Source organism: Jiangella ureilytica (assembly GCF_004348545.1).
GTDB classification, from domain to species: domain Bacteria; phylum Actinomycetota; class Actinomycetes; order Jiangellales; family Jiangellaceae; genus Jiangella; species Jiangella ureilytica.
The window spans coordinates 1-26,365 of sequence record NZ_SMKL01000004.1 but is presented as its reverse complement, the minus strand read 5'-3'; the positions used below and the strand labels follow the sequence as shown (position 1 = coordinate 26,365).

Genomic DNA, 26,365 nt, shown 5'->3' with positions numbered 1-26,365 from the left:
TCAGCCCTTCACCGCCCCGGACACCAGACCCGAGGTCATGCGGTGCTGGACGAGCAGGAAGAAGATCATCACCGGCACCGCCACCAGGACGGATCCGGCCATGATACCGGCCCAGTCACTGATGCGATTGGACTCGGTGAACGAGCGCAGCCACAGCGGAAGAGTCATGTTCTCCGGTCTCGTCATGATCACTAGCGAGAGGGTGAACTCGTTCCAGGCCTGCAGGAACGCGTACACCCCGCTGGCGACCAGGCCCGGCGCCAGCAGTGGGAGGGTGATGCGGAAGAAGGCCTGCAGGCGGCTGCAGCCGTCGACCAGCGCCGCCTCCTCCAGGTCGCGCGGGACGCCGTTGACGAACCCGCGCAGCATCCAGATGGTGAACGGCACGACCGCCGCGATGTAGAGCAGCGACAGCCCGATGACGCTGTTCAGCAACTGCCAGCCCTCGAGCAGCTTGAACTGCGAGATGAACAGGCCCTCGGCCGGGATCATCTGGATGATCAGCACCGCCAGGATGAAGCTGCGCCGGCCCTTGAACCGGAACCGCGACAGCGCCAGCGCGGCGAGGAACGCGAACAGCAGCGCCGCCACGACGGTGATGCCGGTGACGGTCGCGCTCACCCGCAGCGTGTCGAAGAAGTTGCTGTCGAACACGCGGCCGTACGCCGACACCGTCCCGTTCAGCGGCAGGAAGGTCGGCTCGGCCGCCCGGATCCGGTTGTACGGCAGGAAGGAGCTGTTCAGCATCCAGTAGACCGGGAACATCCAGATCAGCGCGATGACGACGGCGACGACGCCGAACGTGCGCTGCCGCGTGCGCGTTCTCACAGCTCCTCCTCGCGGACCAGGACCCGGACGTAGTAGAGGCTCAGCGCGACGGTGAGCAGCAGGACGAACCACGACGCGGCCGCGGCCAGGCCGAACTCCCCCTCGCCCAGCCCGAGCCGGTAGATGTAGGTGCCGATGAGGTTCGTCTCGGCCGTGATGCCGCCGGCGTCCTGCAGCACGAAGATCTGGGTGAACACCTTGAGGTCCCAGATGATCTGCAGCAGCGCCACGATCAGCAGCACCGGCTTCACCAGCGGCACCGTGATCTGGCGGAACCGCTGCCACGCCGTCGACCCGTCGATCTCGGCCGCCTCGTACAGCTCGCCCGGCACCTGCGTCAGCCCGGCGTAGACGGAGAACGCCACGAACGGCACGCTCATCCAGACGACGATCACGGTCGCCACCGTGAAGAACGACAGCTGGTCGATCAGCCACGAGTGTCCCGCGAACTGGTCCAGTCCGAGGTTCACCAGCAGCCAGTTGATGACGCCGTACTGCGAGTCGAACAGCCACTGCCACACCGTCAGCGACGCCAGGTGCGGCATCGCCCACGCCAGCAGCAGGCCGATCTGCAGCGTCAGCCGCGGGCCGCGGCCGACCAGCGTCATCAGGACCGCCAGGGCCGTCCCGGCCACCATGGTGATGGCGGCGTTGGCGACGCAGAACACGATCGACCGGGCGATCACCGTCCACAAGTACGAGTCGGTGACCAGCGTGACGTAGTTGTCCAGGCCCACCCACTCCGGCGGCTGCCCGAACTGCTGCGCCAGGCCGTACTCCTGGAACGACATGACCGCCTGGCGGTACAGCGGGTAACCCAGCGCGGCGACCAGGACCGCCAGCGCCGGCACCAGGAGCGCGTACGGGAGCGGCGAGCGCCGGGGCCGCCGGGGCCGGCGGGGTGCGACGTCACCCGCCGGCCCCCGCCCGGTCCACGTGGTGGGGGGAGTCGGCCGGCCGGGTCCCTGGTCCCGGCCGGCCCGCTCCTCCGCCCGGCTGCTAGCCGAGCTGGTCGGCGATGGCGGCATCGGCTTCCTCGGCCAGCTGCTGGACGTCGCCGCCGTTGGCGATCGCGACGAACAGGTCCTCGAGGATGCGCGAGCCCTCGACGGTGGCCCAGTTGGACGCGGCGGGCGTGAGCTTGGCGTTCGTGACCGCCTCCTGGGTGGCGGCGGCGAACTCGTCCGTGCCCAGGCCGCTGGCCAGAGAGACCTTCGCCGGGGTGAGACCGTTCTCCGCGTACTGGCTCTGGAACTCGTCGCTCATGATGAGCTCGAGCAGGTTCGCGGCCAGCTCCTGGTTCTGCGACGTGGCCGAGATGGCGATGTTCGAGCCGCCGAGCAGGACGGGAGCCGGCTCGCCGTCGCTGCCGGGCAGGGCGAAGACGCCGACGTTCGCCATCATGTCCGGGCAGCCGATCTCCGGGTCCTCGAGGCTGCCGCGCAGCCAGCCCGGACGCAGCATCATGCCGACCTCACCGGCGCAGAACGGGACGTGGCCGTCGGCCTCGTTGCCGTCCTTCGGCGCGCCGGAGGCCTCGGTGAACAGGCGCTGCACCAGCTGCAGTCCCTCCTGCGACTCCGGGGTCGAGAGGGCGCCGGTCCACTCGCCGTCCTCCTCGACGGCGAAGTCGCCGCCCGCGTCCCACAGGAACGCGGCGCCGTCGCGCCAGTCCTGGCCGGGCAACCAGAAGCCGGAGAAGTTCGGGACGCTCGCATTGTCCTGCTTCAGCTTCACCGCCGCGTCGACGAACTCCTGCATGTTCGTCGGCACGTCCAGGCCCGACGCCGCGAGCAGGTCCTTGCGGTAGAAGATGTAGGACGAGCCGGCGTACAACGGGACGGCGTACGTCTTGCCGTCCGCGCTGCCCGCCTCCACGAAGCCCTGCAGCAGGTCGTCGCCGCCCAGCTCGGGCACCAGGTCGGTGATGTCGGTGAACGCGCCGACGGTGGTGAAGGTGGGAGCCTGCGTGTTCCCCACCTCGACGACGTCCGGCGTCTCCGACTCGCTGCCGAGCGACGTGGTGAGCCGGTCGACCAAGCCCTCCCACTGCTGCTCCTCGATGGTCAGAGTCGAACCGGGGTTCTGCTCCTCGAACTCGGCGACCAGCCAGTCGCGCATCGACTGCGGCGTGTCGGGACCATTGAGCCAGAGCCGCAGGTCGGCGGGCTCCGGCGTGCCGGCGTCCTCGCCGCCGGCGGCGGGTTCGGTGCTGTCGTCGCCGTCGCCGCCGCATGCGGAGAGGGCGAGCGCCGCGGCGGCCAGGCCGGCGGTGAGGCGAAGTGCTCTGTTCACGGCGGTTCCTCCGGTTCGGCCCGAGCAGGGCGCTGACGGTGAACTGGAAGCTTACCTTCCAGTAATGGAGCCTACTGTAAGGTTTCTTGCCAGTGTTGGCAGTCACGATCCCGTAACTTCGGGATTCGCCGGAGGTTGGCCGAGGTGGCCGGTGGTTGGCCGGGTTTGAGGTTGGCTCCCCGTCCCCTTGCTGCCCATTCTCTTAACCCCGGCCACCCGCCTCAAGCCGGCGCCCTCTCTGGTCACCCGCCGCTGTGCTTGCGAGGCTTCGGCTTGACCCGGGCACCCGGGGCCTAAGAACGGGCAGCTATCAGGGGGACGGGGAGACCCTGGGCACGCCTCGCCGTTTCGCGTGCCCGTTTCGCTCAGTTGGCCCGGTTTGCCGGGATGTGCACCGCGATGATCATCGGCGATCCGCTACATCACCAGGCGTTCTGCCACATCACCAGGCATGCAGGCCTCGTGAAGCGGCAGAAAACCTCGTGACGGCCCCGCGAAACGCGCCAAATCCCACCACGTGGACACCAGCAGGCCGCCAGGACCCCGCACCCGTCGCCAGACTCCCCCCGTCCCCCTGATAGCTGCCCGTTCTTAGGCCGCGCGGGTGCGGTCAAGTCCAAGCCCCCCAACCACGGCGGCGCCCAAGCACAGAGCGCGCGGACTTGAGGGCATCCGCGCGGCTTAAGAGAATGGGCAGCAGGGGGACGGGGGAACCCGACACAACCAGAGAGCCCGCCCTACTCCGTCGACCCGAACAACGTCTGCCGAGCCAGGTCCACAGCGGTCAGCACTGCACCCCGCAGCACCGGCGCATCGGGGACCATCGTGGGGACCACCAGAGGGTCGACCGGGGCGATGCGCCGGACGTCGTCGCCGACCATCTCGCACAACCGTTCCCCGCCCGCGGCGCCGATCTCGCCGGCCACGACCACGAGGGCGGGGTCGACGACGGTGCAGACGGCCGCGACCCCCAGGGCCAGTCGGTGCGAGAACACCTGCAGGAACGCCTCGGCCGCCGCGCCGCCACCGGCCAGCGCGGCCCGCACAGCCGCCGCGGCGCCGTCGGCCAGCACGCCGTGCGACGCCGCCAGCTCGTCCACCGCACCCGCGCCGACCAGTCCCTGGAACGCGCCCTGTGCGGGCCGCTCCACCGTCGCCGGCGACCGGACGCCGCGCACGGGCAGGTACCCGATCTCGCCGGCCGCCCCGGTGGCGCCGCGGTGCAGATGGCCGCTGAGCACCACCGCGAGACCGACACCGCGGCCCACCCACAGCAGCACCATGTCGTCGACGTCGCGGCCGGCGCCCTCGGCCCGTTCGGCGACGGCGGCGAGGTTGACGTCGTTCTCGAACGTCACCACGCAGCCCAGGTCGGCGGCCAGCCGCTCGCGCAGGCCGCGGTGCCAGCCGGGCAGGTCGAAGGAGAGCTGGATGTCGCCGGTGGACGGGTCGACGACGCCGGGCATGCCGATGACGAGGTCGTCGACGTCGGCCAGGGCGATGCCGGCGTCCGAAGCCGCGGCGAGCGCCATGTCGTGGACGAGCCGGCGCGCGTCGGCGCCGCCGGCCCCCATCTCGGCAGACACGTCCGCCGTCGCCGACCCGATGACCGCGCCGGTGACGTCGGCGACCGCCGCCTTCGCGTGGTCCGGGTTCAGCTCGACGCCGACCGAATACGAGCAGCCGGGCCGCACGGCGTACAGCTCGGCGTTGGGCCCGCGCCCGGCCGACCGGGTGCCGACCACCTCGACGAGGTCGCGCTCCTGCAGCCGCGCGAGCAACTGGGACGCCGTCACCTTGGACAGCCCGGTCATGCGGCCGAGGTCGACACGCGTCAGCGGCCCGGCGGCCAGTAGCAGCTCGAGCGCGCTGCGGTCGTTCATCGCCCGCAGCAGGCTCGGAGTGCCAGGTCGTTGCGACACGTCTGCTCGCTCCATCCGGAAAGACACCTTCCGATGAAAAGTATTACCGCATGCGCAAGCCGGCGGCGCGACACGACGGCGGAACGGCCTAGGGTCGCGCCATGACGGATCCGGTCCTGCTCATCACCGGCGCCTCCCGCGGCATCGGCGCGGCCGTCGCCCGGCGGGCCGCGGCGGCCGGCTACCGCCTCGCCCTCACCGCCCGAGCCGCCGGCCCGCTCCACGCGCTGGCCGACGAACTCGGCGACGACGGTGTCAGCCCCGGCCACGTGCTGGCCCGGCCTGTCGACGTCACCGACTGGACGGCGCTGACTGGGCTCGTCGCCGAGGTCGAGGAGCGCTTCGGCCGCCTCGACGCCGTCCTCGCGAACGCCGGCGCCAGCGTCCTGACGTCCTTCCTCGGCGACGGCGGCGCCCCGCCCGAGGAGTGGCGCGACCTCGTCCTCACCAACGTCCTCGGGCCGGCGCTGACCGCCCGCGCCACCCTGCCCGCGCTCCGGAGGACCAGGGGCCACCTGCTGCTCACCGGCTCGACCGCGGGCCGCGGCGTGCGCAGCGGCAGCCTGTACTCGGCCACGAAATGGGCGGTCACCGGGCTGGCGCAGGCGATCCACGCCGAGTGCGCCGGCACGGGCGTGCGGGTCACGCTGCTGCAGCCCGGCCTCACCGACACCGGGTCGATCCCGCCGAGCCGCCGCGACGACCCGCGGCTCGACCCCGGCGACGTCGCCGAGGCCGTTCTCTACGCGCTCCGGCAGCCGCCGCACGTCGACGTCGCGGAGCTCGTCGTTCGGCCGATCGGCCGGCAGCTCTGAGTCCGTTGGACAGACGGCCCGCCTCGGATGGCATGCTGTCCCGATGACCGCCGGGCCCGAGCTGACGCTGGACCAGCTGGCCGGCGATGCCGCCGTCGAGCGGCTCTACCGGCAGGTCTTCGCCGTGCTCGCCCGCGAGTCCGGGGCCATGATCAGCGACGTCGAGCTGCTCGACGTCGACGAGGCGATCCTCGACGCGTTCGCCGACGCCGGACGCGACGGCCTCACCGTCGACCAGGCGGTCGCGGCCTGCCGCCCGATCGATCCGGGGCTCATCCACCGCCGGTTCGAGGTGCTGCGCGACTACGGCGCCATCAGCAAGGTCGTCGAGCGGCCCCATGAGCGGTTCCACCGGGCCGCGTTCGCGCCGTACGTCATGCTGCTGTTCCTCCGCCGGCTGGCCGAGCAGGGCGGCCAGGCCGAGCTGCACCAGCTGCTCACGCTCGAGCACGTCAGCGTCACCGCGCCCGACGCCGGACCCGAGACCGGGCAGACCACGATCAGCCGGCTGACCAGGATCTTCCGCCATCTCGGCAACGAGCTCGCCATCCTCGCCGCCGGCAGCACGGCCGAGCAGCTGGGCGACCACGCGCAGCTGCTGTGGGGCAACAAGGGCCTGATCAGCCAGGCCGAAGAGGTCCACACCGTCGTGCTGACCCGCTGGCCGCAGCTCGACCGCGAGTGCACCGCGCTGCGCATCGCGCTGGCCGCCTACGGCGACGCCGTCGAGAAGGCCGCCGGCCGGTTGATCGAGCAGGCCGGCACGACGCGGGCGCTCGGCCTGCTGTCGGTCGAGACCTGGCTGAGCTTCGCCCGCACCGCCTCCGAGGACGACCTCGCCGGGGTGCTCGACACGTTCGTCTTCGACGCGCCGGCGCCGTGGTTCTCGCCGAACCTGCTCACCGAGGCGGTCGAGAGCGGCCGCAGCGCGGCCACGGTCCGGCAGCCGCCGCCCCGGCCCGAGGGGTCGGCGCCGCCGCCGCCCGACGACCTGCGTCCGGCCGACGACGCCACCGGTCTGCGCGAGACGGCGGAACGACTCCTGAACAGCGGCGACGGCGACACCGTGGCGGTCGCCGCCGTGCTCGACGGCGTCGGCGACTGGCTCGCCGCGCGCCGGGTGCTGGCCGACCTCACCGCCATCCACCACCATCCCGACCTCGAGTACGAGCTGACCTGGTCCGACGGGTTCCGGGTCGACCCCGAGCGCAGCCCCGCCTGGGCCTCCGAGGGCACGTTCCGCAGGACCGCCTGACATGACGACTGACGACGACACCACCCTCTGGTGGGCGCGCTACCGCGCGGCCGGGCCGCAGCGGGTCGCCCCGGCCAGCGCCTACCCGGCCGGCATGACCCGGCTGGTCGAGCCCGACGCGAGCGCCGTCTGGCTGCTGCCGGCACTGCCCGACAACGCCCGCCCCGACGTGCTCGACGAGCTGGGGCTGGCGGGCGTCGCCGTCGACCAGCCCAATGACACCGCCCGTGTCCTCGCGGCCTGCCTGCGCTGCTGCTGGACCGAGCCCAGCGGCCCGGTCTGGCCCGCCGCCCCGGCACCGTACGACCAGGTCGTCGCCGTGTTCCGGGCGGTCACCGGCAACCGCGACGAGCGCGCGCTGCATGCCGCCGCCATGGGTGCGGCCCGCCGGCTCGCGGGCGCCGGCTGGGTGCTGTTCGACGAGGACGCCCGGGTCGTGCGGCTGGGCCCGCGGGTCGCGTCGTGGAGCGCGGCGGAGCTGAGCACCCTGCGTGAGCTGTGGCGCTCCATGCCGGCACCGGAGCGCGAGGCATGACCATCTTCGACACCGTCCTCGCCGACCTCAACGAGCGCCACCGCGACGAGGTCATGGCCGCGTTCGCCGCCCTCGAGCACGGCCGCGAGCCGGTCGCCGAGGCCCAGCTGCTGGCGCTGCGCGACGCGACCGTCCGCCGCGACCTGCAGCGGCTCCTCTTCCGCATGGGCCGCACGCTGGTCCGCGTCGGCAGCACGCACTGGACGTCGGGGTTCCGCGACGACGTCACGGCGCAGCTGGCCGCCGAGGGCGCCACGGCGCAGTCGCGGGTCGACCGCGCGGTCCTGGTGCTGGTGCTCATCCACTCGGTCGCGATCCCGCGCAGCCAGGGGCTCATCGGCGGCGACTCGTGGACGTCGGGGCATCCCACGCCGGTCGACGAGCTGACCCGGTACACGCAGTTGCCGCGCGGCGAGATCCGCCCCGCGCTGCAGCGGCTGCGGGCCGCCGGGCTGGTGCAGATCGCCCCGGCGCGCGGCCGGGCCGCCCCGACGGACGGGCCTGCCTACCTGCCCGGACCGGCGCTGCACCGGCTCACCAAACCGGCGCGCGAGCGGCTGGAGCACGAGCTGATCCTGGCGGCCGCGCCGGACAGCCCGCTGGCGGCGGCCATCCGCGCCCGCCGCCCGGCTGCAGCTGCCGCCGTCGCCACCCCCACCCGCACGAGCACGACGGAGAGGAACGAGGACACGTGAGCGCTGCCGCAGCGGGCGCCTTCGACGTCGTCGGCGAGCGGGTGCTCGTCGGCATCCAGGTCGTCGACATCTCCCGGCTGTCGACCCACCCGGTCCCGATGATCGGCCAGGGGCTGGTCACCGTCGCCGGGCAGGGGCCGAAGGACTCCAACGGCGCCGGCAAGTCGTCGTTCATCGCCGCGCTCAGCCTGCTGCACGCAGACGAGCAGTGGCGGCTGGCCAGCGGCGCGGCGGGGGCCGCCGAGCTGCTGTTCACCGCGGAGCTGGCCGCCCAGGAGGGCCGCTGGTCCAACGTCGACCGCGGCTACGTCATCGGCGTGTTCGCCCCGCCCGGAACGGGGTCGCTCACCGAGCTGACCAGCGACGTCATCACCGTCTGGCTGCGCATCAACCGTAAGGCGCCCTACCTCGACCTGCGCTGGACCGGCGGGCTGCACGTCCCCTACGGCGCGACGGAGTCCGAGCGGGCCGCGCGCGTCGACGAGCTCTGGGCGGAGCTGCCGCGCAGCAACGGCCGCACCGACTTCCACGCCGGCCAGCTGTCGCGGGTGCTGTTCGGGCAGAACGCGCGCTGCGTGTCGTTCCTGTCGACGTCGGTGCGCGCCAGTCAGGCGGCGAACCTGCTGGCCCAGCCGCTGAACGACCTGCCGCCGCACCGCATCTTCGACGCCATCGCGACCCTCACCGGGCTGGACCGCGAGCTCGAGCACGAGCAGGTGCTGCGCACGGCCGAGCACCGGCACCGCAGCGACGTCCTCGACGCCGAGCGCGACCTCGCCTCGTGGGAGAGCGAGATGGCGGTCGTCGAGGCCGGCATCGCCCGCCGGCTGGCCGCGCGCGAGCTGCTCGACGAGGCGCGTACGGCCTGGCGCTCGCGGTGCGCCCGGCACCTGCTCGACGGCGTCGAACGGGCGTCGGAGCTGCGCCAGGCCCTCGCCGGCCTGGACGAGACCGAGGCCGAGCTGAAACAGGAGATCGACGCGGTCGAGGACCGGCTGGCCGCGCTGACCGACGACGACGAGTCCGCCCGCCGGTTCGAGGCCGCCCAGCGCACCCGCAACGAGCTGATCGCCCGCGACCGCGAGCTCGAGGCGGCGCACCTGGCTGCCGGCCAGCATCTCGACCGGCTGACCACGACGCACAGGTCCCTCCTCGACGAGGCGCGCGCCGCCGACGGCCGCACCCCGCCGGTCGCCGCCGCCGAGCTGGACGAGGCCCGCACGGCGCTCGAGGAGGCCATCGCCGCGCAGGCGGTCGCCCGGGCCGCCGCCGCCGAGGCCCGGCGCAGGGTCACGGCCACGGAGTCCGGCGACGACGTCGCCGCCGAGCAGGTCGAACGGCTCCGGGCGGCGAAGGTCGACGCCGTCGCGCTGGTCGACGTCGTCACCGTCGACCCCGCCGAGCGGGACGTGTGGGAGCCGCGGCTGACCCCCTACCGCGAGGCCGTCGTCGTCGGGCGCAAGGACGCGACGACGGCGGTGAAGGCACTGGCCGGGCTGCCCGGCTCGCTGCTCGTGCTGGCCGACGGCAAGAAGGGCGCACCCGACCTGACGGCGTTCCTCGACGCGATCGCCGCCCGGGCCGCAGCCGACCCCGTCGTCGACGAAGCGGCCGGAGTGCTGGCCATCGGCGGGTTCGCCGAGCCGATCACGGGTCAGCCCGCGCGTGTCGCCGCCGCCGAGGAGGCGCACCGCGAGTTGACGACGGCGCTCGACGCGGCCTCCGCCGTGGTCGAGCAGGCCCGGGCGGCGCTCGCCCGGGCCGACGCGCGGGCCAAGGCGGCCGACGCCGCCGAGCGCGCCGACGCGCTGCGGAAGGAGATCGGTGAGCTGCGCGAGGCGAACACCGACCGGCAGGACCGCCGCGAGGCGCTGGTTCCCGACCTCGCCGCCGCCGAGGACGCGTACGCGCGCGAGCTGGGCGTGCACAACTCGCGCGAGGAGCGGGTGACCAGCCTCCGCGACACCCGCAAGCGGCTCACCCAGACCCTGCGCGAGAAGGAGGCCGAGCGGTTCGCGCTGACCGAGGAGCGCGACGGGCTCGGCCTGCTCGACCGCGAGAAGGCCTGGGGCGACTCCCCCGACGCCGCCCGCCGGCACCTCGTCGCGCTTCCGGGCGACACGCAGGCGCGCACCACCGCGGCCTGGGACGACGAGGCCACGCGGCTGACCAACGAGGTCGCCGTCCGCTGCTTCCCGCCCGGCACGCCGCCCGAGGAGCTGACGGCCGAGCTGCGCGAGCTGCTGGTCACGCAGAACTGGACCGGCGGCACGCTCGAGACCCGGGTGACGCTGGTCGCGCCGCTGCTGCGCGCGCTCGACACCCACCTCGAGGACACCGAGGAGCACGACCAGCACCAGCTCAAGCAGATCACCGAGCAGCGCTCGCGGCGCACCGCCGACCTCGCCGCCGCCCGGCTCGGGCACGGCGAGGCCGAGCAGACCGCGCGGGCCCACCGCACCTCGCTGGCGTCGGGCATCAAGGCCATGCTCAAGAAGGTGGCTGCGGAGTTCGACCGGCTCGACCAGGAGTACGGCGGCTACGGCGCCGGCCTCGACTACCCGGAGCCGGAGCCGCCGTCGGAGCCGGACAAGCCGTGGCGGTGGACCGTCAGCCCCAAGTGGCGCCGGGCCGAGGGGCAGCGGATGTCGGCCTACACGCTGCGCAGCAACACCGCGCAGATGGACGAGAAGGCGGTCAAGCTGGTCTGCGCCGCGGCGCTGGCCCGCGGCGGCGACCGGCCGCTGCTGCTGATCCTCGACGAGCTGGGCCGCAACCTCGGCAAGCAGCACCGCCGCGAGGCCGTCGCCCTGTTCGAGCGCATCGGCAACGACCACAACATCACCGTCGTCGGCGCCCTGCAGGACGACATGGAGCGCTACGCCATCGAGGCGTCCGGCCTCTACGTCAAGCTGCGGCGGCGCTCGGACACCATGGCCTACAACGAGGAGCCGGTGGTGGTCGGCAACGACGCCAACGCCGCCCGGGTCGAGCTGCTGCGCACCTGGATGACGTCGTTCCGGCCCGGCACGCTCGACGTCGCGTGATCGAGCCGTACGCGCACGGGCTGCTCGACGTCGGCGACGGGCAGCGCGTCTACTGGGAGGAGTGCGGCAACCCCGGCGGCGCGCCCGCGGTGGTGCTGCACGGCGGCCCTGCCGCCGGTTGCTCCCCGGCGCACCGGACGCTGTTCGACCCGGCGGCGTACCGCATCGTCCTGCTCGACCAGCGCGGCTGCGGCCGGAGCACGCCGCGCGTCGCCGACGAGCACAGCGACCTGTCGGCCAACCACACCTGGGCGCTGGTCGACGACCTCGAGCGGCTGCGGGCCGACCGTGGGATCGAGCGCTGGCTGGTGCTCGGCGGCTCGTGGGGCAGCACGCTCGGCCTGGCCTACGCGCAGGCGCACCCGTCGCGGGTGACGGCGCTGGTGCTCGCCAGCATCGCGCTGCTGCGGCCCGACGATGACGACTGGCTGTACGGCGGCGGCGCTGCGCGGTTCTTCCCGGAGGCGTGGGCGGCGTTCAGCGCGGCGGCGGGCGGGGCCGGCGTCGCGGGCGCCCGCGAGCTGATCGAGGCCTACCACCGGCTGCTGCACGACCCCGACCCCGCGGTCCGCGACGGCGCCGTGGCGGCCTGGTGCGCCTGGGAGGCGGCGACGCTGAGCCTGCACCCCGGCCCGCACGCGTCCACGGCCTTCGCCGACCCGCTGTTCGCGGAGACCTTCGTGCGGATCGTCGTCCACTACTTCCGCCACGGCGCCTGGCTGGCCGACGACCAGCTGGTGCGCGAGGCCGGCCGGCTGCACGGCATCCCCGGCGTGCTGGTCGCCGGCCGCGCCGACATGCAGACCCCGGTCCAAGCGGCCTGGGATCTGGCGCGGGCCTGGCCCGACGCCCGGCTCGTGGTGGTCGACGGCGCCGGCCACGTCTCCGCCGACGCCGGACTGGCGACCGAGCTGCGCCGCGCCACCGACGCCTTCGCCGCCGGGTGAGACGCGGCGTGGCACGCCCGGTTCAGGGCCGGAAGAACGCGTCCGGGTTCGAGCCGTCCTCCTGCATCAGCGCCGCGGCCTCGGCGGCGACGTCGACGCCGTCCTCCTCGAGCTCCTCGACGACGGTGTCGGCGTACTCCTCGTCGAGCGCGTCGTACGGCAGCTCCAGGTCGCGGCGGACCCGGAATCGGGCGGCGAGCAGGGACGGCACCGCGCCGGCGGGGTCGCCGTGCCGCTCCGCCGCCGTCAGGCCCATGGTGAACCAGCGATGCGCCTTCGCGGAGTGCGCGCGCTCCTCGTAACTCTCACCCAGGAACAGCAGAACGAACGTGTCACCGCCGCGCACGCGACGCAGCTCGCCCGCCAGCGCGTCGGCCTCCTCGACGCGGCCGGCGGCCAGCAGCGCGTCGACGAGGAAGCACCGGGTGTTGGGCGGGACCTCGTGGCCGGTGTCCACCGCCCGGCGCGCGGCATCGACCGCCCGCTCGTGCTCGCCCGCGCGGACCCAGGCCTCGCTGGCCCGGACCAGCAGCGTGCCGGTGTCGTCGACGTCGCCGGGCTGCGGGTCGGCGGCCCAGTCCTCGAACTGCCGCGCCAGCCCGGCCGGATCGCCGCTCGACGCGGCCTCGGCTCGGTCGATCTGCCGGTCGGTGAGTGGCGGTCGGGTCATGACTCGAGCCTACGACCCGGCGGGCATACGCTCGAAGGGTGACCACGCACGTGAACGACCCCGGTACCGTCCGCCGGCTGCTCACCACCCCCGCCACCTGGGCCGTCGTCGGGCTCTCGGAGAACCGGGCCCGCGCCGCCCACGGGGTCGCCCGGTTCCTCCGCGACCGCCTCGGCATGACGATCGTGCCGGTGAACCCGCGCGGCGAGGGTGCCCACGACGAGACCGGCTACAAGAAGCTGGCCGACGTCCCCGGCCCGGTCGACGTCGTCGACTGCTTCGTCAACAGCCGGCGGGTCGGCGAGGTGGTCGACGACGCCATCGCCGAGAAGGACAGGCTCGGCATCACCGCCGTCTGGCTGCAGCTCGGCGTCGTCGACGAGGCGGCCGCCGAGCGGGCGAAGGCGGCCGGGCTCGAGGTCGTCATGGACACCTGCCCGGCCATCGAGGCCCCTCGCCTCGGCCCGTAGCCGGACCGCTGCCAGGACTGCTAGTACGTCCGCGCCGCCACGACGTCGTCGAGCGTGCGGCCCTGGGACCAGAGGCTCTCGAACGCGATCTTCAGCGTCGTCGCCAGCGCCTCGTGCTGCACGACGAGCGTGGTCACGGAGCCGTCGCCCTCGGCGGGATCGGGCATGTTGAACGCCACCGACCGGCCGTCGACGATGGTCAGCTTCAGCGGCAGCTCCGTCGTCAGCCTGATCTGCTCGCCCAGCGCCGCCCACGTCCGCACCCGCTCGGTCATCTCGGGGTCGTCGAGGATGGACGTCTCGTAGATCGACCGCTGCACGATGCCCACCGGCACCTCGGAGTTCGACGGCGTCGACGCGCCGAGATAGGGCGGGTGCACGAACGTCAGCACTTCGTGCCGGGCGTCGGTCCAGAGCCGCTGCACCCGCTCGACGGCGTGCTCGCGGTCGCGCAGCACCTCGACGAAGTCGAACGGGTTCCCGTGGTCCTGGCCGCGCTGGAACAGCGAGCGGAGCTGACTCACCATGTCCGTCGTGTTCCGGGCCAGCCGGTCCAGCTCGCGCCGGCGCACCGCGAGGAGCAGCTCCGTGACCTGGTCCGGCGGCTGAGCGCGGTAGCGCACCGCCTGGCCGGGCACGTGCTGGACCAGCCCTCGCTCGGAGAGTGAGGCCAGGACGTCGTAAGCGCGCTGCCGCGGGATGGACGCCATCCGCGCGATCTCGGCCGGCGTGGCATCGCGGCGGCCGATGAGCGCCAGGTAGGCCCGCGCCTCGTACCGGGTCAGGCCGAGGTCGACCAGCCCGGCGACGTTCGCGGCGGTGTCCATGGCGGACACCTTAATGTCACCATTGACAGTGGTGACAAGGTTCGTCTAGTTTCACCGGTTACCGGGCAGCTCATGACAATGTGCATCTCCGCACGTCATCTGCCAGGGAACGCACCGTTTCGGGAGGCCGGTGATGCCGACGCCATCGCGTTGTCACATCGGCTGCCGCACCCCCGACACCGTCCGCAGTTCGCTCGAAACCCAGACCCGCCGCCACCACACCCCGGAGTGGCCGGCGGGTTCGTCGTTGAAGGAGCCCGCATGTTGCGTCGCAGCCTGACCCTCGCGGCTGCGGTCGCCTGTGCCCTGGGACTCACCCAGGGCGCCGGCGCCGCGCCCGCGGAGGCGCCGATACCTCCCCAGCTCGAGGCGGTGACCGACCTCGCCCTGCACCAGCAGGAGAAGGGCGTCGCGCTCCGCCTCGGCACGGCCGCCGCGCCGGAGCTGTACATCGTCCAGCTCGAGGACGCCGCCGTTCCCGCCTACGACGGCGGCATCAAGGGCCTGGCGGCCACCGGCCCCGAGGCGCGCGGAGCCGCGCCGCTCGACGTCGACAGTCGCGCCGCCCAGGCCTACACCGGCCACCTCGAGGCGGCGCAGGCCGAGCTGGTCGACCAGATCGGCGACGAGATCGGCCGCACCCCCGAGGTCCCGTTCACCTACACCTACGCGCTCAACGGCATCGCCGTCGAGCTGACGAAGGACGAGGCGCTCGCCGTCTCTGAGCTGCCGGGCGTCACGTCGGTGCAGGTCGACCAGGTGCGTGAGCTGCACACCGACCGCGGCCCGGGCTGGATCGGCGCGCCGGCCCTCTGGGACGGCTCCGGCACCCCCGCCGCCGACGACACCGGCACCAAGGGCGAGGGAATCGTCGTCGGCGTCATCGACACCGGCATCAACCCGGCCAACCCGTCGTTCGCCGACGTGGTGCCGACCTCGGCCGGCGGCGACGGCTACGACCACACCAACCCGCGCGGCGCCGGCAACTACGTCGGTGTCTGCGACCCGGCCAACCCGAATCACATCCCGAACTGGGGCTGCAACGACAAGCTGATCGGCGCGTGGGACTTCGCCACCCCCGACGGTCCGAACCCGTATGACAACGACGGCCACGGCAGCCACACCGCCAGCACGGCGGCCGGCAACAAGACCGACGCCACGGTCTACAGCGCCGAGGGCACCGAGCACGAGTTCAGCGTCACCCGCAACATCCAGGGCGTCGCGCCGCACGCGAACGTCATCGCCTACGACGCCTGCGCGGCCGGCTGCCCCGGTGCCGCCACGCTTGCCTCGATCAACCAGGCCATCGCCGACGGCGTCGACGTCATCAACTACTCGATCGGCAGCCCGGCGGCCTCGCCCGACCCGTGGACCGACACCGACGCCGTCGGCTTCCTGAACGCCCGCGCGGCCGGCATCCACGTCGCGCAGTCGGCCGGCAACGAGGGCCCGGGAGAGGCCACCGTCGGCTCCCCCGCGGACATCCCCTGGACCACGTCGACCGCCGCTGCCCAGCACGACCGGCAGTGGCAGGCCGAGGTGCAGAACGTCACCGCCGACGGCGGCGTCACCCACGACCCGGTCCGCGGCCTCGGCTTCAGCGCCGCGACCACCGGCACGTTCCCGATCGTCTACGCCGGCGACCTCGGCAACCCGCTCTGCCTGACCGGCGCGTTCCCGGCCGGCACCGACTTCACCGGCGAGATCGTGGTCTGCGACCGCGGCAACAACGGCCGGGTCGAGAAGGGCCAGATCGTCGCCGCGCTCGGCGCCGAGGGCATGATCCTCGCCAACGACGCCGCCAGCGGCGACTCGCTCAACGCCGACGCGCACGTGCTGCCGGCCGTGCACATCACGTACGACGACGGCGTCGAGCTGAAGGCCTGGATGGCCTCGGTGACCGGCGAGAAGGCGTCGCTGTCCGGCGGCATCGAGGTCATCTCCGACTCCGTCGGCGACATCATGGCCTCGTTCTCCAGCCGCGGCCCGAACCGCGCCGTCGAGATCGTCTCGCCCAGCATCACCGCGCCGGGCGTCGACATCATCGCCGCCAACGGTGTGGGCAATGAGACCAGCTGGGGCTTCATCTCCGGCACCTCGATGGCCAGCCCGCACATGGCCGGCTCGTACGCGCTGCTCAAGTCCATCCACGGCGACTGGACGCCGGCCGAGGCGCAGTCCGCGGCCATGACGACGTCGAAGACCACCGTCACCGACAACGACGGCACCGTGGCCGACTGGTTCGACATGGGCTCCGGCCGGGTGGACCTCAACGTCGCCGCGAAGGCCGGCCTGGTCCTGGACGTCACGCCGGCCGAGTACGCCGCGGCCAACCCGGCCGAGGGCGGCGACGTCAAGGACCTCAACCTGCCGAGCATGGCCGACCGCCAGTGCCTGGAGACCTGTGAGTGGACCCGGACCGTCACCGGCACCGAGACCGGCGCCGGCACGTGGACGGTCAGCACCGAGTCCCTCAGCGACGGCATCACCGTCACCGCGGAGCCGTCGACGTTCACCATCGCCGAGGGCGAGGACGTCGAGATCACCATCACCGCCGACGTCGCGGGCGCCCCGACCGACGACTACCTGTTCGGCGCGGTGGTCCTGACGCCGCAGGAGGGCTCCGAGGCGCCGGCGGCGCACCTGCCCGTGGCGGCACTGCCGTCGACCGGCGTGCTGCCCGACGGCATCGAGATCGACACCCGCCGCGACGCCGGCTCGCAGGAGTCCGCGCCGATCGAGGCGATCGAGATCGAGGACTTCACCGCGACGGTGTCGGGCCTGGTCCCGGTGCAGGAGCAGCAGCTCTCGATCCCCGAGGACACCACCAACACCGACCCGTACGACGGCAACGGCACGCAGACGATCCTGGTCGAGGTGCCCGAGAACGCCGCACGGCTGATCGCGGACCTGTCCGACTCGACGGCGCCGGACCTCGACCTGTTCGTCGGCACCGGCAGCACGCCGAGCGCCGCCACGCAGGTCTGCTCCAGCGCCACCGGCACCGCCGACGAGTTCTGCGACGTCGGCAGCCCCGAAGCCGGCACCTGGTGGATCCTGGTGCAGAACTGGGACGCCTCCACGCCGGGCGGCACCGACACCGTCACGCTGGGCACCGCCGTCGTGGCCGGTGACCAGGGCAACCTGACGGTCGAGGGCCCGGAGTCGCAGCCGGCCGGCGAGCCGTTCACCATCCGCGCCTTCTACGACGAGGACGACCTCGACCCGGGCGAGACCTGGTACGGCGCCATCGCGCTGGGCTCCGCGCCGGACTCCGAGGGCGACATCGGCGTCATCCCGGTCACGGTCAACCGGCACGCCGACGACGTCACCAAGACGGCCTCCGTCGACACCGCCGGGCCGGGCGACACGATCCGGTACATGCTGACGGTCGCGCCGAACGTCACGCCCGAGGACCTCACCTACACGATCACCGACACCCTCCCCGAGGGCACGACGTACGTGGAGGGCACGGCGACCGAGGGTGCCACCGTCGAGGACGGCGTGCTGACGTGGGAGGGCACCCTGCCCACCGCGGTCGGCGCGGAGGGCGCGTACTCCATCACCACCAGCGCCACCGACCCGCAGTGCGTCAACCCCGTCACCGGGACGCAGGAGTACTCGAACCTGCAGGACTTCGGCATCCTGGCGCAGGCGGGCATCGAGGGCGACGGCATCGTCGTCACCGCCCTGGCCAGCCGCACTTACGGGTTCTACGACCGGCCGTACGCCGGGGTCGGGCTGTCCGACGACGGCTTCCTGATCTACGACTACGCCGCCAACGACGGCGCCCGTCCGGCCACTCCGCAGTCACTGCCGACGGCGGCACGGCCGAACAACCTGGCCGCGATGCTCTGGCAGGACATGCAGATCGTCTACAACCAGGCCGCCAACTCCGGCATCTCGCTCGCGACGGCGGGCGCCGGCCTGGCCGTCATCGAGGTCGACGACCTGCGCCTCGCCAGTGACCCCACTGGTGCGCAGGGCACGTACGACATGGAGGCGTTCCTCTTCACCGGCAGCAACGACCTGGTGTTCGCCTACGACAACATCACCGGGCCGCTGGCGGGGCCGATCACCATCGGCACCGAGAACGCCACCGGCACGTCGGCGACGTCGCTGGTCAACGCAGGCAGCGCGGCCGGTGTCATCGCCAACGACACCGTCGTCTGCGCCAGCTACGAGGGGCCGGACCTCGACCCCGTCGTCATCACCTACGACGTCACCGTCGACGCCGACGTCGAGGACGGCGCGGTGCTGACGAACTCGGCGGTGCACGTCACCGACAACCCGGGTGCGCAGGAGGTCACCGTCTCCGACAGCGTGGCGGTGTCGCTGCCGGCCATCACCGTGGCGGCCACGGCCGACGCGGTGGAGCCGGCGACGGACGGCACGGTCACCTTCACTCGTCCGGCGGGCTCCGCGGCCGGCGAGCTGACGGTGAGCTACTCCGTCGAGGACGGCCGCTACACCCGGCCGGGCCGCGACTACGAGCCGCTGGACGGCACGGTCACGTTCGCACCCGGCCAGACCACCGCGGTCGAGACCGTGGGCGTCATCGACCGGCGCGGGCCCAGCCCGCAGCCGCGCTCGGTGACGATCACGGTCTCGGACGGCCCGGGGTATCTGGTGGGTGACCCGGCCTCCGCCACGGTCGACATCGTCAGCGACGGTCGCTGACGGGTCTGATCCGCAGTAGCGCCGGTGCGGCGGGCTCCTTCAGGGGTCCGCCGCGCCGGCGTTCGCGTTGTGTCCTCAGGCGAGCCGCGCGTCCTTGGCGAGGGCCTCGCTGAGGTCGCCGACCCGCCGCGGGTCGAGGCCGCGGGCGGTGAACCAGCCGCCGACGTTGCGGACGTCGCGGTCGAGGAACTCGCGGCCGTGCGGGTTCCCGACGACGTCCACGATCTGCGGCACGTCGATGACCACCAGCCGGCCGTCGTGCACCAGCAGGTTGTACGCGGACAGGTCGCCGTGCGCGTACCCGGCCAGCGCCAGCAGCGTCAGGTTGTGCGCCAGCTGGTCCCAGAGGTCGTCGCGTTCGTCCGGTGTGGGCCGCAACTGGGCCAGCCGCGGGGCCGCCCCGCCGTCGCCGTCGCCGATGAACTCCATGAGCAGCTCGGTGCCGAGGATCTGCACCGGGTACGGGACGGTGACGCCTGCGGACCAGAGCGACGTGAGCGCGTCGAACTCGGCACGCGCCCACTGCCCGGCGATCGCCTCGCGGCCGAACGCGCTGCCCTTGGCGATGGCCCGGTTGACCCGCGACTCCTTGTCGCGGCGGCCCTCGCGGTAGCCGACGTCGCGGTGGAACATCCGGTGCTTGGGGTCGCGGTAGCGCTTGGCGGCCATGAGGGTGGCGCGTTCCGTACCTGGCACCGAGCGCTCCAGCAGGAAGACGTCGGACTCCTTGCCGGTCTTCAGGATGCCGAGCTCGGTGTCGACGGCGCCGAGGTCGGTGACGACCCAGTCCGGGTACGGCCGCGGGCCGCGTTCGCCTGCGGTCGAGTCGTCCCAGGTGGTCCACCGATCCCCGTACGGCGGGTCGTCGGTGACCGTCTCCTCGCCGGGCGGGGTGAGGCCGTACTCGGCGGCGTACCGGGCGAACGTGTCGTCGACGTGGTGCTTGGTGACGGGGCCGCGGTCCTCGCGGGTGCGGCTGCGGCCGCGGGAGCGCATGGGTTGGAACTCATCGTGGTTCGGCACTGCGGTGGTCTCCTGACGAGGAGGTCCCCACCGCGGCTCCTGGTGGTTCAGGCGGTGGGAACGGGAAGGTGAGGACACTGTGGCGCGCACGCGAAGTCGCGCCGCCTCGAGCGGGCAGCCATCAGGTCACGCCTCCCTTCACCAACGCCGGACGCCTCGTGGGCGCCGACACACCTGTGCACGGCCCAGCCAACCCGTTCCGCGCCGGCGCGCGCAACTGAATTTCCGCGCCTTCGGCCGGCCCGGGTCAGCGGTCCCAGCCGCCCGGCAGGACGATGCCGCTCGGTCCCGGCGACGGCCAGTCCTCCGGTTCGGGCTCGACGGCGCCTGTGCCCGGGACGTGCTTCCACCAGCGGATCGGCCGCTCGTTCTGGGCGTTGTCACGGAGCAGGACGGCGAACCGCTGAGCGAGCTCGTCCCGATTGCGCACGGCGAGGTCCCAGCCGAACCGCACCACGTCGAGGCCGAGGCGGCGCAGCCGCCACTCCCGCTCGCCCTGCCGCGCCACGATCCGCGCCGCGTCGTGACGGTTGTCGTACTTCACCGCACCGTCGGCCTCGAACACGGCCCGGTGATGGGGCCACAGCCCGTCCACTCGGTACTCCGGATCGTTCTCGCCCACCCACGCATTGCAGACCGGCAGCGGCAGGTCGAACTGCAGACACGTGAACCGGCCCAGCGTCTCCAGCGGCGACTCCGCCCGCGGGTCGGCATGCTCGGCCACCCACCGCGCTCGCGTCACCCCCGGCCAGTGACCCATGTGACCGATCGCCTCGTGGATGTCGAAGCCCGATCGAGCGACGGCGTCGGCGATGATCAACGCTTCGATGACCGGCGCCGTGCGGGCGATGTCGGCCGCGGCCCACGGCCGGCTGACGACGGGCGTTCCCGCCGCACGGCGTCGATGGACTTCGGGCACGTGCGCGACCAGGACCCGTCCGAACGCCCTGACCGCCGGCTTCAGAGACGGTGTTTTGCACCGCACGACGGTGGGCAACGGCGGGAGCCCACGCGTGAGGATGATCGTCACAACACTCAGATTGATCGATCGCTCGGCCGGAGAAGCCGCCGATTCCCGAGAATGTGGACAACTCCGCCGGCCCGGTCGATCTGTGGAAACAGCCGCCGGCGTCGTCACGTCCGGGGGTCGTCTTCACTCCTGCCGACCGTCTGCACTTCCGCCGACCGTCTCCACCACCGCCCACCGTCGTTACTTCCGGGAGTCGTCTCCACTTCCGCCGACCGTCTTCACTTCCGCCGACCGACTCCACTCCCGCCGACCGACTCCACTCCCGCCGACCGTCTTCACTGCCGTCGATCGTCTCGTGCGGAGGTTCTGGGACGCAGAAGACGGTTTGCGGAAGTGAAGACGACTCCCGGAAGTGAAGACGGCGGGCGACGGAGAAGACGGCTCAGCGCGGGTGCGGGCGGCAGCGGTGAGCGGGCAACGGGTCGGAGGTCAGGGCTCCGGCGTGGTCAGACGGGAGCGGAGAGCGGCGCCCTTGGCGGTCGCGGCCTCCTCGAGGGACGCGCGGAAGGCGTCGAGGCGCTCACGCAACGACGCGTCGGACGCGCCGAGGATGCGGGCGGCCAGGAGCCCCGCGTTCCGGGCACCGCCGACCGACACCGTCGCGACGGGCACGCCGGCCGGCATCTGCACGATCGACAGCAGCGAGTCCATGCCGTCGAGGTACTTCAGCGGCACCGGCACGCCCACGACCGGCAGCGACGTCACCGACGCCAGCATGCCGGGCAGGTGCGCGGCCCCGCCGGCCCCGGCGACCAGCACCCGCAGCCCGCGCCCCGCGGCCTCGGCACCGTAGGACAGCATCGCCTGCGGCATCCGGTGCGCCGACACGACGCCGACCTCGTACGCCACCCCCAGCTCGTCCAGCACCGACGCCGCCGCGGACATCACCGGCCAGTCGGAGTCCGAGCCCATGACGATGCCGACCAGCGGCTCACCCGAACCCCGCGCCGTCACCAGGTCGCCGACGCCGTCGCCGACACCGTCGCCGGAAGCCTCACTCATCGATGTCCCCTCGGATGTAGTCGGCCGCGTGCCAGGTCCGTTCGCGCAGGTCATCGAGGTCCGAGCCGTACGCCGTCACGTGCCCCACCTTGCGGCCCGGCCGGACGCCCTTGCCGTACCAGTGGACCTTCAGCCCGGGGTCGCGCGCCATGATGTGCCGATAGGTCGGGTACACCTCGGGCAGGTCGCCGCCCAGCACGTTCACCATGACGGTGTACGGGGCGCGCGCGGCCGGCGAGCCGAGCGGCAGGTCCAGCACTGCCCGCAGGTGGTTCTCGAACTGGCTGGTCACGGCGCCGTCGATGGACCAGTGCCCGGAGTTGTGCGGCCGCATCGCCAGCTCGTTGACCAGCAGCCGCCCGTCGGTCGTCTCGAACAGCTCGACCGCCAGCACCCCGACCACGCCCAGCGACGACGCCACCGTCAGCGCCAGTCGCTGCGCCTCCACCGCGAGCGACGACGACAGCCCCGGGGCGGGCGCGACCACCTCGACGCAGATGCCGTCGCGCTGGACCGACTCGACGACGGGGTAGGCGACGGCCTGGCCGTGGGGCGACCGGGCGACGACGGCGGACAGCTCGCGCGCGTAGTCGACCCGCTCCTCCGCCAGGACGGGGACGCCCGCGCGGAAGGGCTCCGCCACGACCTCGGCGGGCGTGTCGCCGGAGACCAGCCAGACGCCCTTGCCGTCGTAGCCGCCGCGGGTCGTCTTCAGCACGACCTCACCGCCGGCGGCGAACGCGGCCACGTCGTCCGGGCCGGACACGACGGCCCACCGCGGGCACGGGATGCCCAGCGACGTCAGCCGCTCCCGCATGACGCCCTTGTCCTGGGCGTGCAGCAGGGCCGCCGACCCGGGCCGGACCAGGACGCCGTCGGCCTCCAGCGCCCGCAGATGAGCGGGCGGGACGTGCTCGTGATCGAACGTCAGGACGTCGCAGCCGGCGGCGAACGCGCGGAGGTCGGCCAGCGACTTCTCGTCGGCGACCACTGGGTCGTTGACCACCTGCGCCGCCGACTCCTCGGGGGACGCCGCGAGCACCTTCAGCCGCACGCCGAGGGCCACCGCCGCCGGCTGGGTCATCCGGGCCAGCTGTCCTCCGCCGACCATGCCCACCACGGGCCACGTCGCTTCATCACCCACGAGCCACGAGATTACGGCACCGCGCGCCGCCACCCGCACAGCCACGTCGTGAGACGAAGGATCAAGCGCTGACCTGCGCCAACCGAGCGGAATGCGACGATCCGGGCGGCGTGCCTTACCCTGGGGCCGTGCTCGATACCGCACCACAGAAGCGCCGCACCCCGCGTCTGCCGGGTGCGGTGTCCCGACTCTGGTACGGCTTGCACCACCTGATCCGCGAGGCGGCGAAGTTCGCCACCGTCGGCGGCGTCGGCTTCGTCGTCGACCTGATGATCTTCAACGCGCTGCTGTTCTGGGGTCCCGACGGCATCGGCCCGCTGCACGACGCCCCGCTGTGGGCCAAGACCATCGCCGTCGTCGGCGCCACGTCGGTCACGTACACCGGCAACCGGCTGTGGACCTTCCGGCACCGCGCCCGCACCGGCCTGGCCCGCGAGTACACGCTGTTTTTCGTGCTCAACGGCGTCGGCCTCGGCATCGCGCTGGCGTGCCTCGGTTTCTCGCGCTACGTGCTGGGGCTGTCCGGCCCGCTGGCCGACAACATCGCTGCCAACGTGGTCGGCCTGCTGCTGGGGACGCTGTTCCGGTTCTGGTCGTACCGCACCTGGGTCTTCCCCGCGCACGCCCAGCCGCAGCAGCAGACCACCTGAGCGGCGACCGGCCTCAGCGCACCGCCGGCCCGGCCCGCAGCACCTGCGAGTCCAGCTTGCGGCCCACCAGCTGCTCGGCCAGCTGGGCCACCCCGATCATCGCCCGCAGGTCGATGCCGGTGTCGATGCCCATGTCCTCGAGCAGGTACACCAGCTCCTCGGTGGCGATGTTGCCCGAGGCTCCGGGCGCGTACGGGCAGCCGCCCAGCCCGCCGACCGACGCGTCGAAGTCGTCGATGCCCAGCTCCAGCGCCGCGTAGACGTTGGCCAGCCCCGTCCCCCGGGTGTTGTGGAAGTGCAGTCCCAACGCCACGTCAGGGTGCGACGAACGGGTCGCACCCACCAGCCGGGTCACCCGCGGCGGCGTCGCCATGCCGGTGGTGTCGCCGTAGACCAGCGAGTCCACCCCCGCCGAGAGCCCGCGCGACACCACCCACAGCACCCGGTCGACCGGCACGTCGCCCTCGTACGGACAGCCCCACGCCGTCGAGACGATGAGCTGCAGCGTCCCACCCGCCTCATGCACGGCCGACACCAACGACGGCAGCTGCGCCAGCGACTCCTCCGTCGTCCGGTTGATGTTGCGCTGGTTGTGGGTGTCCGACGCCGACACGACGACTTCCAGCTCGGTGAACCCGGCGGCCAGTGCCCGCTCGGCGCCGCGCAGGTTCGGGACGAGCGCGGAGTAGCGGATGCCGGGGTCGCGCGTGACCTTCTCCCAGACCTCGTCGGCGTCGGCCATCTGCGGGATCGCCTTGGGGTGGACGAACGACAGGGCCTCGATGCGCCGCACGCCGGTGCGGCCCAGCGCGTCGATCAGCTCGACCTTCGCGTCGGTGGAGATCGGGTCCTCGTTCTGCAGCCCGTCGCGCGGGCCGACCTCGCGCACGCTCACGCGGGAGGGGAACGTCACGTCACTCACCTGGCCAATCCGGGCGCCGTTTCTGGTTGAACGCGGCGACGCCCTCCTTTCTATCCCCGCTGAACGCGGTGGCGCGCCACGCGGCGTCCTCGATGTCGAGCCCGGCCGCGAGCGGGGCGTCGAAGCCCTGCCGCATGGCCCGCTTGGCGTTGCGCACGCCGACGGGCGAATGGCCCGCGATCGTCGCCGCGAGCGACAGCGCCTCGGAACGCGCCGACCCCGCCGGCACCAGCCGGTCCGCGAGCCCGAGCCGGTACGCCTCGGCGCCGTCGAACCGGCGGGCGGTGAAGATCAGATCGGCGGCCCGGCTCCAGCCGAGCCGGCGGGTGAGCAGCTGGGTCCCGCCGCCGCCCGGGATGACGCCGACGGACACCTCGGGCAGCCCGACCACGGCGGTCTCCTCGGCGACGATGAGGTCGCACGACAGCGCCAGCTCCAGCCCGCCGCCGAGCGCGTGCCCGTGCACCGCCGCGATCGTCGGCACCGGCAGCTCGAGCAGCCCGGTGAACATGGCCCGGAACACGACGCGCTGCGTGCGCAGGCCGTCGTCGTCGATGTCGTTGCGCTCCTTGAGGTCCGCACCCACGCAGAAGGATCGAGGCGCCGACGACGACAGCACGACGGCGCGCACCTTCGGGTCGGCGGCGATCTCCTCGACCGCCGCGACGAGCTGCCGCGCGTGGTCGGTGGAGAGCGCATTGTGCGCCTCGGGCCGGCCCAGAACCAGCTCTAGGACACCCGGCACCTCATCGAGCCGGGTGATCGTCACACTGCCCATGGGCCCAACCTACCGGCCGCGCTCAGTCGCCCAGCGACGACCGCAGCGCCTCGAGCTCCTTCGCCGCCTCGGCGAGGTCCTTCGGGGTGTCGATGGCCCGCCAGTACCCCTCGATGGGATAGCCGGCCAGCAGCTGCTCCTTGGCCAGCGACGGGAACGTGGTGCGCTCGTGGTCGCCGACGTCGGGCAGCAGGTCGAGGATCTGCGGCGAGAAGACGTAGACGCCGCCGTTGATCGGATAGGGCGACGGCGGCGACTCGACGAAGTCGGTGACCCGGCCCAGCTCGTCGAGCTCGACGACGCCCCACGGCATGCGCGGGCGGGCCAGCCCGATGGTGGCGACGGCCCGCCGCTCGAGGTGGTACGCCGTCATGCCGCGCAGGTCGAAGCGGGTCCAGATGTCGCCGTTGAGCGCGTACCAGCCGTCGTCGGGCGCGGGCAGCTGCTTGCCGGCGTACTTCAGCCCGCCGCCGCGGCCCAGCGGCTCGTCCTCGACCACCGTGCGCACCCGGACCGGCAGCTCGCGCGAGGCTAGGTGGTCGAGCAGGACCTCGCTGAGGTGCCCCGCCGACACGACGACGTCGGTGACGCCGGCCTCGGCCAGCCAGTCGAGCTGGTGGTCGATGATGCACCGGCCCGAGATCTCGATCATCACCTTGGGCACGGTGTCGGTGTAGGGCTTGAGCCGCGACCCCTGCCCACCGGCGAGGATCACGGCCTGGCGCACCGTCGCTGCGCTCGTCATGCCGCGGACCTTACCCGGCCCCGGCGACACTCGCGCGAACAGCAACCGGCCGGCTCGACCGTCAGGCCGGGGCCGGGGCCGGGGG

At 72.9% G+C, this 26,365-nt stretch carries 22 protein-coding genes; 9 read left to right on the top strand and 13 right to left on the bottom strand.

Going from position 1 to position 26,365, the window contains the following annotated elements; genetic code table 11:
- The 4 genes from E1212_RS02625 to E1212_RS02610 all read right to left on the bottom strand — a co-directional run bounded on the left by E1212_RS02625 (nt 1) and on the right by E1212_RS02610 (nt 5,060).
- Nucleotides 1-828 (bottom strand): carbohydrate ABC transporter permease, encoded by an 828-nt coding sequence (locus E1212_RS02625; RefSeq protein WP_203416257.1) that lies wholly within the window; start codon nt 826-828, stop codon nt 1-3.
- Nucleotides 825-1,682: a carbohydrate ABC transporter permease gene (locus E1212_RS02620; protein ID WP_420814347.1), complete on the bottom strand. Its 858-nt coding sequence runs from the start codon at nt 1,680-1,682 to the stop codon at nt 825-827. The genes E1212_RS02625 and E1212_RS02620 overlap by 4 nt, the downstream gene beginning before the upstream one ends.
- Before the next feature lie 145 nt (nt 1,683-1,827).
- The gene (locus E1212_RS02615; RefSeq protein ID WP_131978698.1) at nt 1,828-3,123 is read right to left on the bottom strand and encodes an extracellular solute-binding protein; all 1,296 of its coding nucleotides are present in this window, start codon (nt 3,121-3,123) and stop codon (nt 1,828-1,830) included.
- A 737-nt stretch (nt 3,124-3,860) separates the two neighbouring features.
- Nucleotides 3,861-5,060 (bottom strand): ROK family transcriptional regulator, encoded by a 1,200-nt coding sequence (locus E1212_RS02610; protein WP_131978695.1) that lies wholly within the window; start codon nt 5,058-5,060, stop codon nt 3,861-3,863.
- A gap of 86 nt (nt 5,061-5,146) precedes the next feature.
- On the opposite strand from E1212_RS02610, the gene E1212_RS02605 reads away from it, so the two are divergent.
- Genes E1212_RS02605 through pip form a run of 6 tightly spaced genes read left to right on the top strand, consistent with a single transcriptional unit; the run spans nt 5,147 to nt 12,339 of the window.
- On the top strand, nt 5,147-5,860 hold the full coding sequence (locus E1212_RS02605; protein ID WP_131978692.1) for an SDR family oxidoreductase: 714 nt from the start codon (nt 5,147-5,149) through the stop codon (nt 5,858-5,860).
- Nucleotides 5,861-5,903: 43 nt separating this feature from the next.
- Nucleotides 5,904-7,115, top strand: coding sequence for a hypothetical protein (locus E1212_RS02600; RefSeq protein WP_131978689.1), 1,212 nt, complete (start codon nt 5,904-5,906; stop codon nt 7,113-7,115).
- 1 nt (nt 7,116) lies between these two features.
- Nucleotides 7,117-7,650, top strand: a complete 534-nt coding sequence (locus E1212_RS02595; RefSeq protein ID WP_131978686.1) for a hypothetical protein — start codon at nt 7,117-7,119, stop codon at nt 7,648-7,650.
- Nucleotides 7,647-8,345 carry a hypothetical protein gene (locus E1212_RS02590; RefSeq protein WP_131978683.1) on the top strand — a complete coding sequence of 233 codons (699 nt, stop codon included), beginning with the start codon at nt 7,647-7,649 and terminating at the stop codon, nt 8,343-8,345. The genes E1212_RS02595 and E1212_RS02590 overlap by 4 nt, the downstream gene beginning before the upstream one ends.
- Nucleotides 8,342-11,392 carry a coiled-coil domain-containing protein gene (locus E1212_RS02585; RefSeq protein ID WP_131978680.1) on the top strand — a complete coding sequence of 1,017 codons (3,051 nt, stop codon included), beginning with the start codon at nt 8,342-8,344 and terminating at the stop codon, nt 11,390-11,392. The genes E1212_RS02590 and E1212_RS02585 overlap by 4 nt, the downstream gene beginning before the upstream one ends.
- Nucleotides 11,389-12,339, top strand: a complete 951-nt coding sequence (pip, locus tag E1212_RS02580; RefSeq protein WP_131978677.1) for a prolyl aminopeptidase — start codon at nt 11,389-11,391, stop codon at nt 12,337-12,339. Before E1212_RS02585 ends, pip begins: the two co-directional genes overlap by 4 nt.
- A 22-nt stretch (nt 12,340-12,361) precedes the next feature.
- Here pip and E1212_RS02575 read toward each other — a convergent pair whose 3' ends face one another.
- Nucleotides 12,362-13,009 carry a hypothetical protein gene (locus E1212_RS02575; protein ID WP_131978675.1) on the bottom strand — a complete coding sequence of 216 codons (648 nt, stop codon included), beginning with the start codon at nt 13,007-13,009 and terminating at the stop codon, nt 12,362-12,364.
- Between the two features lie 38 nt (nt 13,010-13,047).
- Between E1212_RS02575 and E1212_RS02570 the strand changes: the two genes are divergently transcribed.
- Nucleotides 13,048-13,479, top strand: coding sequence for a CoA-binding protein (locus E1212_RS02570; RefSeq protein ID WP_131978672.1), 432 nt, complete (start codon nt 13,048-13,050; stop codon nt 13,477-13,479).
- A 20-nt stretch (nt 13,480-13,499) separates the two neighbouring features.
- Here E1212_RS02570 and E1212_RS02565 read toward each other — a convergent pair whose 3' ends face one another.
- Complete coding sequence (locus E1212_RS02565; protein ID WP_131978669.1) at nt 13,500-14,306, bottom strand: TrmB family transcriptional regulator; 807 nt, start codon at nt 14,304-14,306, stop codon at nt 13,500-13,502.
- Nucleotides 14,307-14,567: 261 nt separating this feature from the next.
- Between E1212_RS02565 and E1212_RS02560 the strand changes: the two genes are divergently transcribed.
- Nucleotides 14,568-18,986, top strand: a complete 4,419-nt coding sequence (locus E1212_RS02560) for a S8 family serine peptidase (protein ID WP_162605266.1) — start codon at nt 14,568-14,570, stop codon at nt 18,984-18,986.
- Nucleotides 18,987-19,061: 75 nt separating this feature from the next.
- Here the strand turns inward: E1212_RS02560 and E1212_RS02555 are convergent, their stop codons facing one another.
- The 4 genes from E1212_RS02555 to E1212_RS02540 all read right to left on the bottom strand — a co-directional run bounded on the left by E1212_RS02555 (nt 19,062) and on the right by E1212_RS02540 (nt 23,152).
- Nucleotides 19,062-20,009 carry a serine protein kinase RIO gene (locus E1212_RS02555; RefSeq protein ID WP_203416251.1) on the bottom strand — a complete coding sequence of 316 codons (948 nt, stop codon included), beginning with the start codon at nt 20,007-20,009 and terminating at the stop codon, nt 19,062-19,064.
- 247 nt (nt 20,010-20,256) lie between these two features.
- On the bottom strand, nt 20,257-20,928 hold the full coding sequence (locus E1212_RS02550; protein WP_131978660.1) for a hypothetical protein: 672 nt from the start codon (nt 20,926-20,928) through the stop codon (nt 20,257-20,259).
- A 540-nt stretch (nt 20,929-21,468) separates the two neighbouring features.
- Entirely contained in the window at nt 21,469-21,993 is a 525-nt protein-coding gene (gene purE / locus E1212_RS02545; protein WP_131978940.1) for a 5-(carboxyamino)imidazole ribonucleotide mutase, read from the bottom strand.
- 40 nt (nt 21,994-22,033) lie between these two features.
- On the bottom strand, nt 22,034-23,152 hold the full coding sequence (locus E1212_RS02540; protein ID WP_131978937.1) for a 5-(carboxyamino)imidazole ribonucleotide synthase: 1,119 nt from the start codon (nt 23,150-23,152) through the stop codon (nt 22,034-22,036).
- Nucleotides 23,153-23,313: 161 nt separating this feature from the next.
- Between E1212_RS02540 and E1212_RS02535 the strand changes: the two genes are divergently transcribed.
- Nucleotides 23,314-23,835, top strand: a complete 522-nt coding sequence (locus E1212_RS02535) for a GtrA family protein (protein WP_203416247.1) — start codon at nt 23,314-23,316, stop codon at nt 23,833-23,835.
- A 13-nt stretch (nt 23,836-23,848) separates the two neighbouring features.
- Here E1212_RS02535 and E1212_RS02530 read toward each other — a convergent pair whose 3' ends face one another.
- Genes E1212_RS02530 through E1212_RS02520 form a run of 3 tightly spaced genes read right to left on the bottom strand, consistent with a single transcriptional unit; the run spans nt 23,849 to nt 26,280 of the window.
- Nucleotides 23,849-24,757 carry a hydroxymethylglutaryl-CoA lyase gene (locus E1212_RS02530; protein ID WP_131978657.1) on the bottom strand — a complete coding sequence of 303 codons (909 nt, stop codon included), beginning with the start codon at nt 24,755-24,757 and terminating at the stop codon, nt 23,849-23,851.
- Entirely contained in the window at nt 24,750-25,535 is a 786-nt protein-coding gene (locus E1212_RS02525; protein ID WP_131978654.1) for an enoyl-CoA hydratase/isomerase family protein, read from the bottom strand. The genes E1212_RS02530 and E1212_RS02525 overlap by 8 nt, the downstream gene beginning before the upstream one ends.
- Nucleotides 25,536-25,557: 22 nt before the next feature.
- Entirely contained in the window at nt 25,558-26,280 is a 723-nt protein-coding gene (locus E1212_RS02520) for a nucleotidyltransferase family protein (protein WP_131978651.1), read from the bottom strand.
- Between the last annotated feature and the right edge of the window lie 85 nt (nt 26,281-26,365).